Here is a 14372-nt window from a genome sequence, read left to right on the forward strand (position 1 = left end):
ACAATTAGGTCGAAGGCCAGCAAGCCTCATCCTGTAACGCTAATACCGCAGACCGGCACGATGTTCTGAATCGTGTCAGCACAGCCTTGGCGGCCCGTCTAGATCGTCAGCTCAGCCGGATTGGAAAGTGCCAACGAGATCGTTCTCCGGCCAACCGGCCGGTGTGGCATTTGCTATCACCAGTGCATGTGGAAAGGAAACTCACACCATGGGGCAATTGGATGGAATGGTTGCATTCGTGACCGGTGCCGCGCGCGGACAGGGGCGGAGCCATGCGATCGCTCTCGCGAGCGAGGGGGCCGACATCATCGCGGTCGACGCCTGCCAGCAGATCGACTGAGGCTGCACCCTTTGAGTGGACACCCCGGACAATGGTTCTAGGAGAGCCAGGAGGGATGTCGAGGTGGGACGCCAGTCTCTGTACACGGAGGAATTCCGGAAAGACGCGGTCGCGTTGTATCGCGCGGCCGACGGCAAACGCACGTACGCGGCGGTGGCCGCGGATGTGGGCGTCAGTGGCGAAACGCTACGGACGTGGGTCCGCAAGGACACCGCCCGTAACGCGCGCTCGCAGGACCGCAGTACCGGCGCCGACGGGACCGAGGCGGACGAGCTCGCGCGGCTGCGCGCGGAGAATGCGCGGCTGCGCGGTGCGGAAAAGGAATGGCAGCTCGAACGCGAGATTCTGCGCCGGGCAGCCGCGTATTTCGCAAAGGAGGTGAAGTGAAGACCCGCCGCTGGGACTTCATCTCCGACCATCGCGCCGAGTTCGGCGTGCAGCGGCTGTGCCGGGTGCTCGGGACCTCCCGTTCCGCCTACTACAAGCACCTGATCACGGAGCCGGCCCGTGTCGAGCGCCAGGCCGAGGAAGCCGCGACAGTCGCCGAGATCCGCGCAATCCATACCGAGCACCGGAGCGCCTACGGCGCTCCGCGGGTTCACGCCGAACTCCGCTCCCGCGGGCGCAGGATCAACCGCAAACGGGTGACCCGGCTGATGCGAATCCACCACGTGGTGGGCAGGCACCTGCGCCGCAGCAAGCGCACGACCATCGCGGACAAGTCGGCTCCGTCGGTGCCGGATCTGGTGATGCGAGACTTCACCGCTACGGCTGTCGATACCAAGTGGTGTGGGGACATAACCTACATCCCGGTGGGATCCTCGTGGTTGTTCTTGGCCACGGTGATCGACATCTTCTCACGCCGGGTGGTGGGCTGGTCGATCGCTGACCACATGCGCACCGATCTCGTCACGGACGCGATCGAGATGGCGGTGCGCACCCGCGGTGGTGACGTCGGTGGCGTTATCTTCCACAGCGACCGCGGATCACAGTACACCGCAGCAGCTTTCGTCGATGTATGCCGCCGTCATGGGATTCAGCAAAGTCGAGGACGGGTCGGGTCAAGTTACGATAATGCTCTCGCCGAGTCGTTCTTCCAAGGACTCAAGAGGGAGTGGCTGCACGGACGGAGTTGGACGTCGAAGTCGCAGGCACGGCTGGAGTTGTTCGAGTGGCTCTCGTACTTCAATCGACGTCGCCGTCACTCCGCCCTCGGATACCTCACCCCAGTGGAGTTCGAACAACGACTCATCGCGTCGTCTACGCTGTCAGTCGCCGCATGAAATCCGGTGTCCACTCCCGAGGGGCAACCTCAGACACCGTTCCATATCCTGCGGCCACGGAGAACGATCTCGCCGAGACAGTCCGCCAGGTCGAACAACTCGGCAGGCGAATTCTCGCAGAGCAAGTGGATGTGCGCGATCTCGCCGGTCTGGAGTCGGTGGTGGAACGTGGGATAGCGCTATTCGGTCGGCTGGACATCGTGTTGGCCAACGCAGGCATCTCGGCTCCGGCGCCAACGCTCACGATGACGGAGAACATGTGGTCGACGATGATAGACGTCAATCTCACCGGCGTGTGGAAGACCGTCCGCGCTGCTGTGCCCCACATCGTCGCCGGCGGGCGAGGTGGCTCGGTCGTCATCACGAGCTCATTGGCGGCCCTACGCCCGAACGCAAATATCGCGCACTACTCGGCGGCCAAGTCGGGCCTTGTGGGATTCATGCGTGTGCTTGCAAAAGAGCTCGCGCCGGACGGTATCCGCGTCAACACCATCCACCCGACCACCGTGGCGACCGAGATGGTTCTGAACGACGCAACGTATCGACTGTTCCGGCCCGACCTGGAGGCGCCGACCCGAGACGACTTCATGCAGGCGGCGGCCACATTGAACGCCCTTCCTATGCCTTTGACGGAGTCGTCGGACATTTCCGCCGCAGTTTTGTACCTGGTCGGTAACAGCGGAAGGGCGGTGACCGGTACCACCCACCTCGTGGATGCTGGTGGCGCACTCTGACGTGCATCGCTTTTCGGCCCGCAGTGCGGAACACAAGGATGATGACCGGTTTCGTCGAGAACGGGAAGCCGGCGTTCTTTTTCCACGAGCAAATAGTGGGCACGCCTGGCGCAGTTTCGGGTTTCTACATCCCGGGTCGGTGGGTACTTGCCTGGCTCGGGATCCGTAGTGTGCGAACTCAAATACGGGTCCGAGCGTGTGCACGACTTTGGTGATTCGTTCGTCGTCCCGCGGTGTGGTCCATTCGTGGCGACGAGACCGCGACATTGATGTCGATCATCCTCGGCGTAGCCTCGCGAACTGGCCCCTCCGCCAGGTGTACCGGGCGATTTGATGTCGGTTGTACGGTCGCTTATCAAACCGACATCGTGCGGTCCGCACTCGGATGCATCAGCTGACGCGGTGGGAAGAGATGAGTTGCACCGCGGCTTCAGCGATTTCATCGGCGGTGAAACCTTCGGTGGGCCGGAACCAGCGGGAGACCCAGATGGCCATGCCCAGGAGGAGTCGGGTGGTGATGCGGGGGTCGGACCACTGCAGAACGTCGGCCTTCATGGCGCGGGTGACAGCGGTGGTCCAGAGTGCCTCGTAGTCGCGGCTCCACTCCTGCCAGCGTGCGTAGGCTTCCGGTGCGAGGCCGACGCCTCCGAAGAGCACGGCGAGGTAGCGGCGGGTCTTGATTGCCGCGTCGATCTGTAGACGAAGGAGTCCGAGGAGGGCCTCTTCGGGATCGTCGGTGGATTCCATGAGTTCGGTGGCGCCTTCACTCAATTCGCGGGTGAGGCGTTCGAGAACGATGCCGAGCAGGTCGTCCTTGGTGGAAACGGTGCGGTAGAGGGTGGCGCGGGAGACGGAGAGGCGTTCGGCGGCGGCCTCGATCGAGACGGCGTCATAGCCGCCCTCGGAGAACAGTTGGACGGCGACGTCGGCGACGTCCGACATGGATATGCTGCGTCGTGGACGGCCCGGTCCACGACGGACCGGCTCGTCAGACCCGGATCCGTTGGTGCTGAGAACGGTCGAGTCCGTGGTGTGGTCGGTCATGGCGCGGGTCCCTCGCGGTCGGAGAGCTGGGTCGTCTCAATAATCGCATACTCGGTGGCAAATCATGAAGAAGTGCCGGTAACCGCCTGCTTTCCCTTCGGGTTTGAGGAGATCGCCCCGGCTCCCACGGGCGAGAACCGGGGCGATCGCCGTCAGCGGAAGTCCATCCAATGTCCGTGTGCGGTCCAGCCGAGACGGAACGGGATGTCGATGCGGGTGATCGGCCCCTTCGTGATGTCGTGCGTGTCGAAGATGAGGTATTCACCGCGGTTTTCTGCCCACCACGAAACGGGAACGATGATGTAACCGTCTCCTTCGGGTGCATCCAGGGTGCGGGGGACGAACGTGGCCTCGAGCACGCCCGCCGGCTGCTCGTGACGAATCTGGTATTCCTGATCCTGCAGCGTGTGCATGTCGGTGATCACGAGGCTGTTCATCGACATGCCGCTGCGCTTGACCCGGCCACCGACCTGGTAGCCCCATCGGTAGCCCTTGCCGTAGAACCGTTCGTCGACCTTGGGCAGTTCGGACGGTCGGTCGGAAAGCTGCTCTGACTTCGTGGCACCGGTCTCGAGATCGACCGTCCAGCGGCCGAGGTGACTCTTGGCGATGCTGAAGAACAGGGCGACGTCGTCGCCGTCCGCGAAGTCCTGCTCGAACGGGAAGGGCGGGCGGTTGAAGATCGGCGCATCCAATGTCAGTCGACTACCCGTCATGTTCCCCGACATGGTGTGCATGACGTACTGCGGCTCGACGTCCATCGTGACCCACTTGATGGGGCCGTTGATGTCACAGCGCGGAATGAGCGCCAGGACGATCGGCAGGTCGGGTTCCCAGGCGTAGACGCTCTTGTCCTGGAGAATTCGCTGCTTGTCGACGAGGAAGGGCTGGAAGGGCATGACGACGTGCTCCGGAGTGAGCCAGATATCGTGCGCCACAGTGTTGTAGGGAGCATCGGTGATGTCACGTGAGCGAACCGTGCCGTCGGGGTTGACGAAGTGCAGCGTGACGTACGGCTGGCGATCACGATAGGCCCAGCCGTACAGTTCGCCGGTCTCCGGGTCCCATTTCGGATGTGCGGTGAACCCGGCGTCCCCGAACGCAGCCTTCTCATGGATGCCCGCCGACAGCTGGGTCGACCACGGCACGATCCCGATGGTGTCGAGAGTGATCGGGTCGATCGCGATCGGCGCGCCGACGGAGTCCGCGGTGGCGACCATTTTGCCCTGGAACGGAAAGATGTTGATGTTGTTGGTGCCCTGCGGCACGCCCGTTGTGCACATGTCTCGGACGACGTCACCGAGGCCGAAGTTGCGCCAGTCGTGCCAGTCGCCGTCGGTCCATGCGAACATGCCCTTGCCGTGCTGCTCTTCGAGCACATACTTCGGGGTGCGGATCCAGCGGTTGCGGAAGGTTGCGTTGCCGTTCTCGATGACGAGGCCCTGCACCATGCCATCCATGGACAGCAGGCCGTCGGTGCCTTGCTTGGTCGGACGCTTCCAGGTCGGTCCGGTCCGGTAGAAACCGCCGGCAATATCCTTGGGAATCTCGCCGTGAGTGACAATGCACTCCTCGACGGTTGCCTCGAACCGCATCGGTTGGAACGGGCCCTTGAACCGGGCATCGGTGGGAATCGGATAACCCACGGGTCTCTCCTCGAACTCGGGGGCCGTGGCGCGATGGCGGAAATAGTCGTTCGCGGCACGGGGTACCAGTAGCGCTCACATCAGCGTATACCAGCGTGGTCACTTGTGGAAACGATCGTTCACAAATCGCTGTAATGCCTGCTCAGCGGCGGGGGCCGGTGAATGCGTCCTGCATCCACGCCTTCTCCCTGCCGAGCTGGCGTCGCAGGTAGTCGCGCGCCGTCTTGCGGATCGGGTCGCCGGAGTCCGGCACGGCCTCGATGACGTGCACGAGGGCCTGACGCAATCGCACAGCGTCCGCTTGGAGGTCCGTCAGCGATGGATACACGGCCGGAGCGGGATCGGCGAGCGCCGCTGCTACCTGCGGGGCGACATCGGCGGGGAGGGTGCCGGACCACTCGGCGAACAGCTCGCGCAATTCGGCGTTGTCTGCGGCGAGTGCCTGCGTCTCCTCGCGTACACGTACCTGCACCGAGCGCAGCATCTGCGCGACTGTGCGGCAGCGGCTCTGCGCGAGGTCGTCCTCGACGTGAGGTGCGATCTCGTCCTCGACGGTATGGATGATGGCGCGTAGCGCCTCGTCGACTCCGGGGTAGATCATTTGATCGCCGATCCTTCGGGTTCGAATCCGTACTCCTGAGCGAGGCGGATGTTGCTGCGGAACGAGTTCTCCCACGCCGTCCAGACGAAACGCAGATCGGTGACGCCGAGTTGCTTCACCTGGGAACCGGAGTGGTGGGTGTACAGGAACTGTAGGAGTCCGTTGACGGCCCGGTAGTAGTGGATCCTCTCCAGGCTGACATCGATTCCAGACTGCTCCCGGTAGAACTCCAGTGCCTGGTCCCAGCCCCACACCTCGCGCCCGTCGCGGACGATCTCCGGCACCATCTCCTGAAGTTGCGCAAAGTCGTACGCGGGATCCCCGAGGCACGCGAGCTCCCAGTCGGACATCGCGACGATCCGGCCGTCGGCCCACACCTCCTCGCCGTGCCCGTTCGTCCCCTTGCACAGGCTGATCCGCGGGACATCTCGCGGTGCGCTCTCGAGTAGCTGGGCGACACCCTCGGCGAGCACCGGGCTCGGCTCGAACTGGTACTCCGCGAGTCGGCGTAGATTGTCGCGGATCAGGTTCGCGGCGCAATCGGCAGGAGACTTTGGTACGGCGAACACTTCGCCGAAGCCCAGTGACTGCCAGTCTGCCGTGTGCAGTCGCGCGAGCTGCGTCAGGTGTTCCTTGGACGCAGCGATGCGTCGCTCGTCGTGCTCGGGAGACCCGTCGGCGATGAAGGGCAGGTACCAATCGCCGGCGATCTTCTCCCGCACGTAGGCCGCACGGTGGTCGGGCTGCCACTGCGGGTCGTCCTCGAACCACAGGGCGCGTGCGGTCGGAACCGGCGCGTCGTTCAGCCCCCGGTAGACCTCGTACTCCGTGGTCAGCAACGTTGGGATGACCGCTCCGGTCTCGTGATCGCGACGGACGATGAAGCACCGCGGTGTCCCGTCGACAAGTGCATCGAGCGACCACGTTTGTCGACTGACACCGCGTGTCAGGCGCTCGACCGAGACCACCGAGATATCTTGGACGTCCGAACCGATGCGGTCCTTACGGTGCCGGAACCAGGCATCGACGAACGCGACGTCGTCGAGCGTCTGCTCGTACGCAGTCATGACGTGAATCCGTACGGCTCGTACGGGCCGTCGAGGAACAACTCCGTCTGTCCGGCCCCGGTCCAGCTGCGTCCATCGGGGGCCGTGGTTGTGATGACCGAGAGGTACTCACGGCCGATGAGGTCCTTGCGGACCGTTCCGTCGTAGAGTTCGTGGTCGAACGGCTGCTTCGAGAAGTCGAACTCGTCCCATTCGAGCGAGACGCCCGGACCGTGGTAGGTGCGCAGCGAGCCGCCGTCACGCCAACTGCCGGCGTCGTAGCCCATGGTGTTGGCCACCCACGGCGGGCTCACGGGATCGATCTCCTGGACCCACTTGCCGCCTTCGGAATCCTCCAGGGTAATGGTCGCCCGAGCGAGAAGCCTTGTGCCCGGAACAAATTCAAGTTCCCGCGTGCCGCCGACCAGGTCGATCACTTCGTCGTCCCAGCCGATCGTGAGCTGACCCTCGAACGGTGTGCCGAAGGTGTCGTTCATCTTTACCTGGCGTCCCTTGGCATCCTCGTGGAAACCGTAGAAGCCCGACAGCTCGCCGGCGCCGAAGATGGTCCAGAAGCGCAGTGCACGGGGGATGCCACCCGGGTTGCGGGGTGGCAGCCACTTCGGGTCAGGAGCCATGGGTGCGCGCTCGTGGTAGAGCCCCCATGAGTGATCGCGGCTCGCATACCAGGCACCGGGTTCGACCTCCCATCGATCGCCGTCGATCTGGATCCAGCCCCGCGGTTCACCGCTCTGCGAGTACCGCGTCTGATCGGTCGTCGGCCGGCCACGGTTGACCGCCCAGTGATGTGCTTCTTCGAAGGCAGGAGAGGACCCGTACCAGCGGAGGTCGAACGAGATTCCCGAGTCGTTCTCGTCGAGTTTGAGGCGGATTTCTCGGAAAGGTTCGATGACCTCGATCGAATATGGTCCGATCTCGGTCTTGCTCAACTCGCGCCAGGTGCGGCTGAAGCGCACCGTTCGCTGCTTCCCGTCACGATTGATGCCGACGTACCCGCCGACGACGTCGGTGTTCGGATTGATGCGCATGCCCTGGAACACGAATACCTTGGCCTCGGGTGAGAACACCCCGAAGTAGTAGCCGTCGTCGAAGGATGGATCAGTGTTGGAGACGATGGACACCGGGTGCGGCGTCTGGTGGATGGGGAGCTCGTCATAGGGGCTCAGCATGGTCAGTCCTTGTCCGTATAGGGAGAGCGTGAGGCCGGTCAGGCGTAGAGGGAGTCGATCTGCTCCGCGTACTTCTGATAGATGACGCGGCGTCGAAGCTTGGCGGTCGGTGTGAGTTCTTCGCTGTCGGGGGCCCACGCTCCGGGCAAAAGCACGAAGTTTTTGATCTGTTCGTTGCTGTTGAGGTGCGTGTTTCCGCGGTCGACCGCGCGCTGGATCTCGGCCCGAAGGTCCGGCGAGCGCACGATGTCCTCGAGCGGCATACCGGTGAGGCCGAGCCTGGCTGCTGCGGTCGGCACGGCGTCCAGGTCGAGAGTGATGAGTGCGGTGACGTACTTGCGGCCGTCGCCGATCGCGACGACCTGGCCGATCAGGGAGCTCTCGCCGAGGATCGCCATCTCGATGTTGGCCGGCGACATGTTCTTGCCTGCCGAGTTGATGATGATTTCTTTCTTGCGGTCGACGATCTTCACGAAGCCGTCGTCGTCGAGTTCGGCGATGTCGCCGGTACGCACCCAGCCGTCGGAATCGATGGTGGCGGCATTCTGCTCGGGGTTGTTGCGGTACCCGACCATGTTGAGGTCCGAACGGCAGAGGATCTCGCCGTCGGGACCGAGTATCACTTCGACGCCGGGCAGCGGCTTGCCCGCGGTTCCCGTCTTGAAATCGTCGATCCGGTTGAAGATGTTGAGTGACGTCTCGGTGGCGCCGTATGCCTCGAGCATGGGAACGCCGACGGCGCGGAAGAAGTGGACGACTTCGGCGGCCACCGGCGCGCCACCGATGATGGCGACGTTGACCTTGTCGAGCCCCAGCCGATGCAGGACTGGCGCGAAGAGGTTCAGGCCAGCCGCCCGCTCGTCGAGCAGGTCCGGCGTCATCTCGATGGTTGCCTCCGTGCCGGCCTCTTCCGCGCGTGCGATCTGCAGGCCCAGTTCGATCGCCTTCCGGATCCGGTCGCGCAGGTCTGGGTCGCTCTCGGACTCGATGAGCGATTCGATGGCGACCTGCAGCTTCTCGAAGAGTCTGGGCGAGGAGAACAGGACGTCGGGGTGCGCGTCGACGAGTGCCTTCGGTACGTCGTTCATGACCGGGCAGGCGGTGATCGTGGCTCCGTAGACGACGGCCGTGTGCGGGCCGTTGATCCGTCCTCCGGCGTGTGCCATGGGGAGGAAGGAGATGAGCGCCTTCTTCGGCAGGGGGAGTGCGGCGTCGAGTGCACGCAGCTGCGACATCACCGTGCGGTTCGACCATTGCACCGCCTTCGGCGGTCCGGTGGTGCCTGAGGTGTAGATGATGCATTCCAGGTCGTCAGCCGTGAGGCTCCGCCAGCTGGTCTCGAAGTCGAACCCCGGATCGACGAGCGTTTCGAGCTCGGCGAGCGGCAGGGTGCCCTCAGCGGGATCACCGTCGAGGAGGACTACATGTTCGACGAGGCGGCCGAGCTCCGCGATCGCGACCCGGGTTTTGGCGAGGAATTGCTGTTCGACGACGATGATGCGTGCCTCGGCGTTGCCGACCTGGTAGGCGATCTGCTCGGGGGAGGAACTGTTGAAAATTCCGAATGGGAGCGCGCCGACGTGGACGGCGGCGTAATCGACGAGGTGGTTCTCGACCGAATTCGTGGCGAGGAACGCGATGGTGTCCCCTTTGCGGAGCCCGAGCGACGACAGCCCCCCGGCGATCGCCTTGACCCGACTGCCGACCTCCCCCCACGTCAACTCCACGTCACCACCAATCGTCCGGAGCCCGGGTCGGTCTCCGTGGAGTTCCACGGTGCGCTGGAACGCTGCGGCCAAAGTCGGCGACTCGACTGGAGCGATGACGCTTGCGGTGGCGGGATCGGCGCTCGCACCGACGGTTGCTGCACTCATGGTGGGTGAGTCCTCCTGACTGTCCGGCTGGTGCGCCATGGTTCGTATCGCTGCTGAGTGTGATGATATTTGTACTGGTCTTCTCAAAAATGCCATAGATGTGCGCCAGGTCACAAGTCCGAGGGCGCGATAGTCGTCGAGGCTTCAGACCGAGGTCGGTGCAGGCCTCTCTTCGTACTCGCTGGGGTCGAAGTTCAGAGTCCGCTTCCAGTAGTCGAGATATTTCCACGGACTGCTCACCACGACCCGGCCCGCGGCGTTGCGGTGGTAGGTCGTCGTGCCGTGGTGTGCCCAGATGCTGTGGCCGAGCGCATCATCGAGTTCACGGTTGTACTGCTCGTACGGCTCCTGACGGATTTCCACGCTGCCTACGTCGTGCGTAACGAGGTGGTCGATGGCCTGCATGATGTAACGCACCTGGAACTCGGCCGCGATCACGGCACTGCCGCCGTGGCCGGCGTTAGTGTTGGGGCCGTTGAGGACGAAGAGGTTTGGGAAGTTCGGCACCGTGATGCCCAGATAGGCGCGAGCGTCGTCGTCTCCCCATTGTTCACGCAGGACGACACCGCCCTTCCCGATGATCTCCATGGGAGCCAGGAATTGAAGGATCTTGAAACCGGTGGCGAAGACGATCACGTCCGCGTCGTACTCCTCACCGCCGCGCGTCACGAGGCTGTGCTCGCGGATCTCGGCCACGGCGTCGGTGATCAGGTCGACGTCATCGCGGGTCATGGTCGCGAACCACCCGTTGTCGAGAAGGGCTCGCTTCGAGTACGGGGGGTAATCAGGCACGCACGCGTCGATCAGGTCCGTGCGGTCGCCCAACTGGTCTGTGATGTACTTCGTCAGGAAGATGCGGTGCCGGTCGTTGGCCGCGTTGATCGCTCGTTCCGGGTGTTCCCAGGTGGGGTCGATCTGGAGATCGGCGTGCAGTCGGTCGCTGAAGTTCCAGAACGCGCGCAGACGGTACCAGCCCGAGTAATACGGAACGTGATCCATGAGATGGCGGACGCCCTCGGAGACATCCCGTTGGTAGTTGGGGTGCGGCAGCGCCCACTGCTTCGACCGCTGAAATACGAGTACGCGTTCTGCCTCGTCCGCGATCGAGGGGACCAACTGCATGGCACTGGCCCCCGTGCCGACAACGGCGACGCGTTTTCCGGCGATCTCGACGCTCTGGTCCCACGCCGCGGTGTGCAGTGTCGGACCGTCGAACGTGTCGAGGCCGGCAAGTGCCGGTATGGAGGGACGGTTGACCATCCCGACCGCAGTGATCAGTACCGTGGTCGTCAGTTCCTCGATCGACGAGTCGGGATTACGTATGGTCACCCGCCACAGGTTGGACTCTTCGTCGAATACGGCACCGAGGACTTCGGTGTTGAAGCGGATGTTCTTTCGCAGGTCGTTCTCGTCGGTGAGCCGCGCGAAGTATGAGTGCAACTCGTCACGTTTGGCGAAGTACCGCGACCATCGGGTGTTGGGATCGAACGAGAACGAGTACAGGTGACTCGGTGTGTCGACGCCGCAGCCGGGGTAAACGTTCTCCAACCAGGCGCCGCCCACGTCCGGGTCCTTCTCGATGACCGTGTAGTCGATGCCGGCCTCCTGGAGTTTGATGGCAGCACACAGACCGGACATGCCGGTGCCGACCACGAGGGCCGAGAATCCGGACGGCGGCTCGTGGACGTCGACGTCCCGGCTGAGCAGCCCCAGTTCTTCAGACAGCAGTGGACCGTACGAACGCGGAACTTCCTCGCCCAGTGCGATCTCGAGATACTCCGCGACCTGTTCTGGGGTCAGGTCTCCGGGAACGAGCCGGCCCTCGCGGACGGCCGTCACGGCGTCGTACGCCGCGGCGCGAACCTCGTCACCGAGTTCAGCCGGGAGCCCGGCGGAATCGTTGTCGTCCAGTGGATTGCCCTTGCGCGGGGTGTACGGCTCGTGAAGCCACTTGGTGTCACCGGTCAGGTGGGCGAGAACGAGCATCAGCGTCGGCAGGTTCGCGTCTTCGAGTGCGAGGCGCAACTGGTGATCCTCGACGGTCGCCAGGGTCGCGGGGGTTCCGGTGAGCACGGATTCCGACACGAGGGACTCCTTCATTAAGTGGTCGATGGGTCGGACGAGCGTCAGCCGTTACTTGGAACCCCGTGATGCCTATGGGTGGAAGGTTCCGCATGCCGTGCGGTCGTCGAGACCAATAAAGAGCTTATGCGTCTCAATATAGGTCAGGTGGGAGTTACCGTCAAGAACGATTCTGACGCGATTGCACGGGCCTACCGGCGAAGGCCAAGGGGTGTTTCGATCGTCTGCGGACCCTGCGAACGATCGTTCTAAGGGTTCGCAGGTCTGTTCTCGGTTCAGATGGCTTCGATGATCACTGCCGCCGCCATGCCGCCGCCCGCGCACATCGCGGCGACCGCGATGCCTCTGCCGCGACGTGCCAATTCGTGTGACAGGGTGGTGAGCATGCGGGTTCCGGATGCGGCGACCGGATGCCCGAGCGAACAGCCGCTGCCCCATGGATTGACACGGTCTTCGTCGAGATCGAGGGCCCGAACCGCCGCGATCGGCACCGACGCGAAAGCCTCGTTGATCTCCCACAGGTCGATCTCCCCGGGCGACAAGCTCGTGCGCTGCAAGGCTTTGCGAATCGCGGCAACGGCGGCGGTACCGGTCTCGCCGGGCTCGACACCGACGGCCGCCCATCCCCGCACCACCGCAAGTGGGGTCAGGCCAAGTCGACTCGCCAGGTCAGAACTCGCGACCGTCACGGCTGCGGCAGCGTCGTTGATCCCGCTCGAATTTCCCGCAGTGATGGAGAAACCTTCGATCTCTGGGTGCAGAACGCGCAGGCCGGCGAGCCGTTCGACGCTGGTGTTCGATCGAGGGTGCTCGTCGACGTCGAATGTCGAGATCGAGCCGTCTGAGGTTGTGATCTTCAGTGGGACGATCTCGTCCGTGAACTGGCCTGCGCTCGTTGCCGCGACGGCGCGGACGTGGGACCGGTAGGCCCAGGCGTCCATATCCTCGCGGCGGATGCCGGCTTGGCGAGCTGCGTTCCAGCCGACCGTGATCGACATGTCGTGCGCGGGTGCGTCCGAGGTCGGGCGGTGCGACTCCGACCGCCACTCGACGGTGCCGTCCAGGCGCTGCACCAGACCCGGAGCGGTGGATGACGACTGCACGCCGCCGGCGACTATCGCCTCGTCGAAGCCGCCGCGGAGGTTTGCGGCCGAGACCATCACGCTTGTCAGCCCGCCCGCGCAGTGGCGGTTCACCGCCACACCGGGAACGTTACGCATTCCCACCTCGAGGGCGGTGTATCGGGCGAGGACGCCCCCGCCGTAAAGCGACTCCGCGAGAACGATGTCGTCGAACGATTCCGGGGCGATCCCCGATCGGAGAACCGCCTCGGTCACGACAGGAACTGACAATTCGGTGGCAGGGGTGTCCCGCAGCGCGCCTTTGAATGAGGTGCCGATCGCAGTACGGCAGGCGGACAGGATGACGGCGTCGGACATGGCGACTCCTCGCGACGAAGGGGATTAGTGAGGTACAACTAGTTCGGAACGTACGTTCACTGTCTGCCTTCTGGCAACCTCTCTCACCGACGTTTCGAGGTTCACGCTCATGTACGACGCATTGGTCTCCGCGGATTTGGTCACTGACGATCCAGACGGATCGTCTCAACAGCTCGTCGCTTCGCTTGGTCTGCCGACGCCTCGCCCTTCGGCGTTCTCCGAACCGCCCGGGCATGGTTTCCGGGCCGTGTGGATGCGTGCGCACCCATCGATGAAGGTATCGCCGACCCGCATCGAAGTGATCGGCCCGCGGCCTCGGACCGAACCGGGCGACCACCTCGAGGAGCGCATGTCCGCTCAACTACCCCGGCCTGTTCGGACCCACGCGACAGTGTTCGCCGGCGACGTCGAATCTGTCATCACGAACCTGGAGCGGCGCGGAGTGCGTCACCGGGTCTCGCCGGCGGGAAACGACTTCCCCTCGCCGCGTGTCTGGATCGGGGTCACCGACGACGATCCGCTCGGATACGACCCGACCGTGGACGGCGGCCTCCTCGCGGAGGTGATCTCGCCGGACCTCGCCGGACTGCCGACCGAATACGCCGATCCCGCGGACTTCGACTCTTATGCCCCTGGCACGATCGTGCGGGTGGCCGCCCGGCGGTTCCTTGTGGCGGACCTGGACGAGGCGGTGCGCGCGCTGGACGCGAATCTTCTGCTCACCCCGTCCGGCCTCGTCACCGATACCGTCGCTCGGCGTGCTCGCTATACCTTCGGGATCGGCGCAAGCGCTGGGATCGAGCTGGCTCAGCCGACGAGTGCGGACTCCGACCTCGCCGACTTTGCGGGGAAGTGGGGGCCGGGACCGCATGCCGTCGTTCTCGCGGTCCGCGGACTAGAACAGTTCGCGCTCGACCTCGAGGTGCGAGGAACACCATTCACGCGCAGCGAAAACCATGAGGGGCAGTGGGTGCTTCACGTCGACACCTCGTTCACGAGCGGCACCCCGTTCGAATTTCAGGAGATCGAGCCTTCCCCAAAATAGAGAGACATAAAGTATCAAAACCTCTGGATTTCCGGTCTGCCATGCCAT

General features: G+C 64.0%; 11 protein-coding genes and 1 pseudogene. 4 read left to right on the forward strand and 8 right to left on the reverse strand.

The annotated features are described in order from the left end of the window. Positions 1–208: 208 nt before the first annotated feature. The 3 genes and pseudogenes from JVH1_RS42460 to JVH1_RS42470 all read left to right on the forward strand — a co-directional run. Positions 209–337: pseudogene (locus JVH1_RS42460) on the forward strand (SDR family mycofactocin-dependent oxidoreductase); the annotation flags it as partial. Positions 338–403: 66 nt separating this feature from the next. After that, positions 404–1623, forward strand: a protein-coding gene (locus JVH1_RS42465; RefSeq protein WP_085998427.1) for an IS3 family transposase whose coding sequence is annotated in 2 segments (ribosomal slippage) — positions 404–656 and positions 656–1623 — 1221 coding nt in all. Because the reading frame shifts where the segments join, the coding sequence is not laid out codon by codon here. Next, entirely contained in the window at positions 1620–2357 is a 738-nt protein-coding gene (locus JVH1_RS42470; protein ID WP_371113180.1) for a mycofactocin-coupled SDR family oxidoreductase, read from the forward strand. The genes JVH1_RS42465 and JVH1_RS42470 overlap by 4 nt, the downstream gene beginning before the upstream one ends. 390 nt (positions 2358–2747) lie before the next feature. On the opposite strand, the gene JVH1_RS42475 is transcribed toward JVH1_RS42470, so the two are convergent. The 8 genes from JVH1_RS42475 to JVH1_RS42510 form a co-directional block, all read right to left on the reverse strand. Then, positions 2748–3401: a TetR/AcrR family transcriptional regulator gene (locus tag JVH1_RS42475; RefSeq protein ID WP_009480541.1), complete on the reverse strand. Its 654-nt coding sequence runs from the start codon at positions 3399–3401 to the stop codon at positions 2748–2750. Positions 3402–3553: 152 nt separating this feature from the next. Further along, complete coding sequence (locus JVH1_RS42480) at positions 3554–5047, reverse strand: carotenoid oxygenase family protein (RefSeq protein WP_009480543.1); 1494 nt, start codon at positions 5045–5047, stop codon at positions 3554–3556. A 142-nt stretch (positions 5048–5189) separates the two neighbouring features. Further along, positions 5190–5648: a hypothetical protein gene (locus tag JVH1_RS42485; RefSeq protein ID WP_009480544.1), complete on the reverse strand. Its 459-nt coding sequence runs from the start codon at positions 5646–5648 to the stop codon at positions 5190–5192. Continuing rightward, positions 5645–6715, reverse strand: a complete 1071-nt coding sequence (locus JVH1_RS42490; RefSeq protein ID WP_009480545.1) for a phosphotransferase family protein — start codon at positions 6713–6715, stop codon at positions 5645–5647. The genes JVH1_RS42485 and JVH1_RS42490 overlap by 4 nt, the downstream gene beginning before the upstream one ends. Next, positions 6712–7884, reverse strand: a complete 1173-nt coding sequence (locus tag JVH1_RS42495; RefSeq protein WP_009480546.1) for a hypothetical protein — start codon at positions 7882–7884, stop codon at positions 6712–6714. Before JVH1_RS42495 ends, JVH1_RS42490 begins: the two co-directional genes overlap by 4 nt. A 38-nt stretch (positions 7885–7922) precedes the next feature. Continuing rightward, on the reverse strand, positions 7923–9758 hold the full coding sequence (locus tag JVH1_RS42500) for a long-chain fatty acid--CoA ligase (RefSeq protein ID WP_009480547.1): 1836 nt from the start codon (positions 9756–9758) through the stop codon (positions 7923–7925). A 144-nt stretch (positions 9759–9902) separates the two neighbouring features. Continuing rightward, complete coding sequence (locus JVH1_RS42505; RefSeq protein WP_009480548.1) at positions 9903–11843, reverse strand: NAD(P)/FAD-dependent oxidoreductase; 1941 nt, start codon at positions 11841–11843, stop codon at positions 9903–9905. Between the two features lie 272 nt (positions 11844–12115). After that, positions 12116–13279 carry a thiolase family protein gene (locus tag JVH1_RS42510; protein ID WP_009480549.1) on the reverse strand — a complete coding sequence of 388 codons (1164 nt, stop codon included), beginning with the start codon at positions 13277–13279 and terminating at the stop codon, positions 12116–12118. Between the two features lie 271 nt (positions 13280–13550). On the opposite strand from JVH1_RS42510, the gene JVH1_RS42515 reads away from it, so the two are divergent. Then, the gene (locus JVH1_RS42515) at positions 13551–14324 is read left to right on the forward strand and encodes a hypothetical protein (protein ID WP_043782823.1); all 774 of its coding nucleotides are present in this window, start codon (positions 13551–13553) and stop codon (positions 14322–14324) included. Positions 14325–14372: the final 48 nt, after the last annotated feature.

Source organism: Rhodococcus sp. JVH1 (assembly GCF_000280725.2).
Lineage (GTDB): Bacteria > Actinomycetota > Actinomycetes > Mycobacteriales > Mycobacteriaceae > Rhodococcus_F > Rhodococcus_F jostii_A.

Coding starts and splice junctions, on each gene's coding strand:
- JVH1_RS42475 (WP_009480541.1), bottom strand. CDS start 3,401: ATGACCGACCACACCACGGACTCGACCGTTCTCAGCACCAACGGATCC.
- JVH1_RS42485 (WP_009480544.1), bottom strand. CDS start 5,648: ATGATCTACCCCGGAGTCGACGAGGCGCTACGCGCCATCATCCATACC.
- JVH1_RS42470 (WP_371113180.1), top strand. CDS start 1,620: ATGAAATCCGGTGTCCACTCCCGAGGGGCAACCTCAGACACCGTTCCA.
- JVH1_RS42490 (WP_009480545.1), bottom strand. CDS start 6,715: ATGACTGCGTACGAGCAGACGCTCGACGACGTCGCGTTCGTCGATGCC.
- JVH1_RS42500 (WP_009480547.1), bottom strand. CDS start 9,758: ATGAGTGCAGCAACCGTCGGTGCGAGCGCCGATCCCGCCACCGCAAGC.
- JVH1_RS42510 (WP_009480549.1), bottom strand. CDS start 13,279: ATGTCCGACGCCGTCATCCTGTCCGCCTGCCGTACTGCGATCGGCACC.
- JVH1_RS42515 (WP_043782823.1), top strand. CDS start 13,551: ATGAAGGTATCGCCGACCCGCATCGAAGTGATCGGCCCGCGGCCTCGG.
- JVH1_RS42495 (WP_009480546.1), bottom strand. CDS start 7,884: ATGCTGAGCCCCTATGACGAGCTCCCCATCCACCAGACGCCGCACCCG.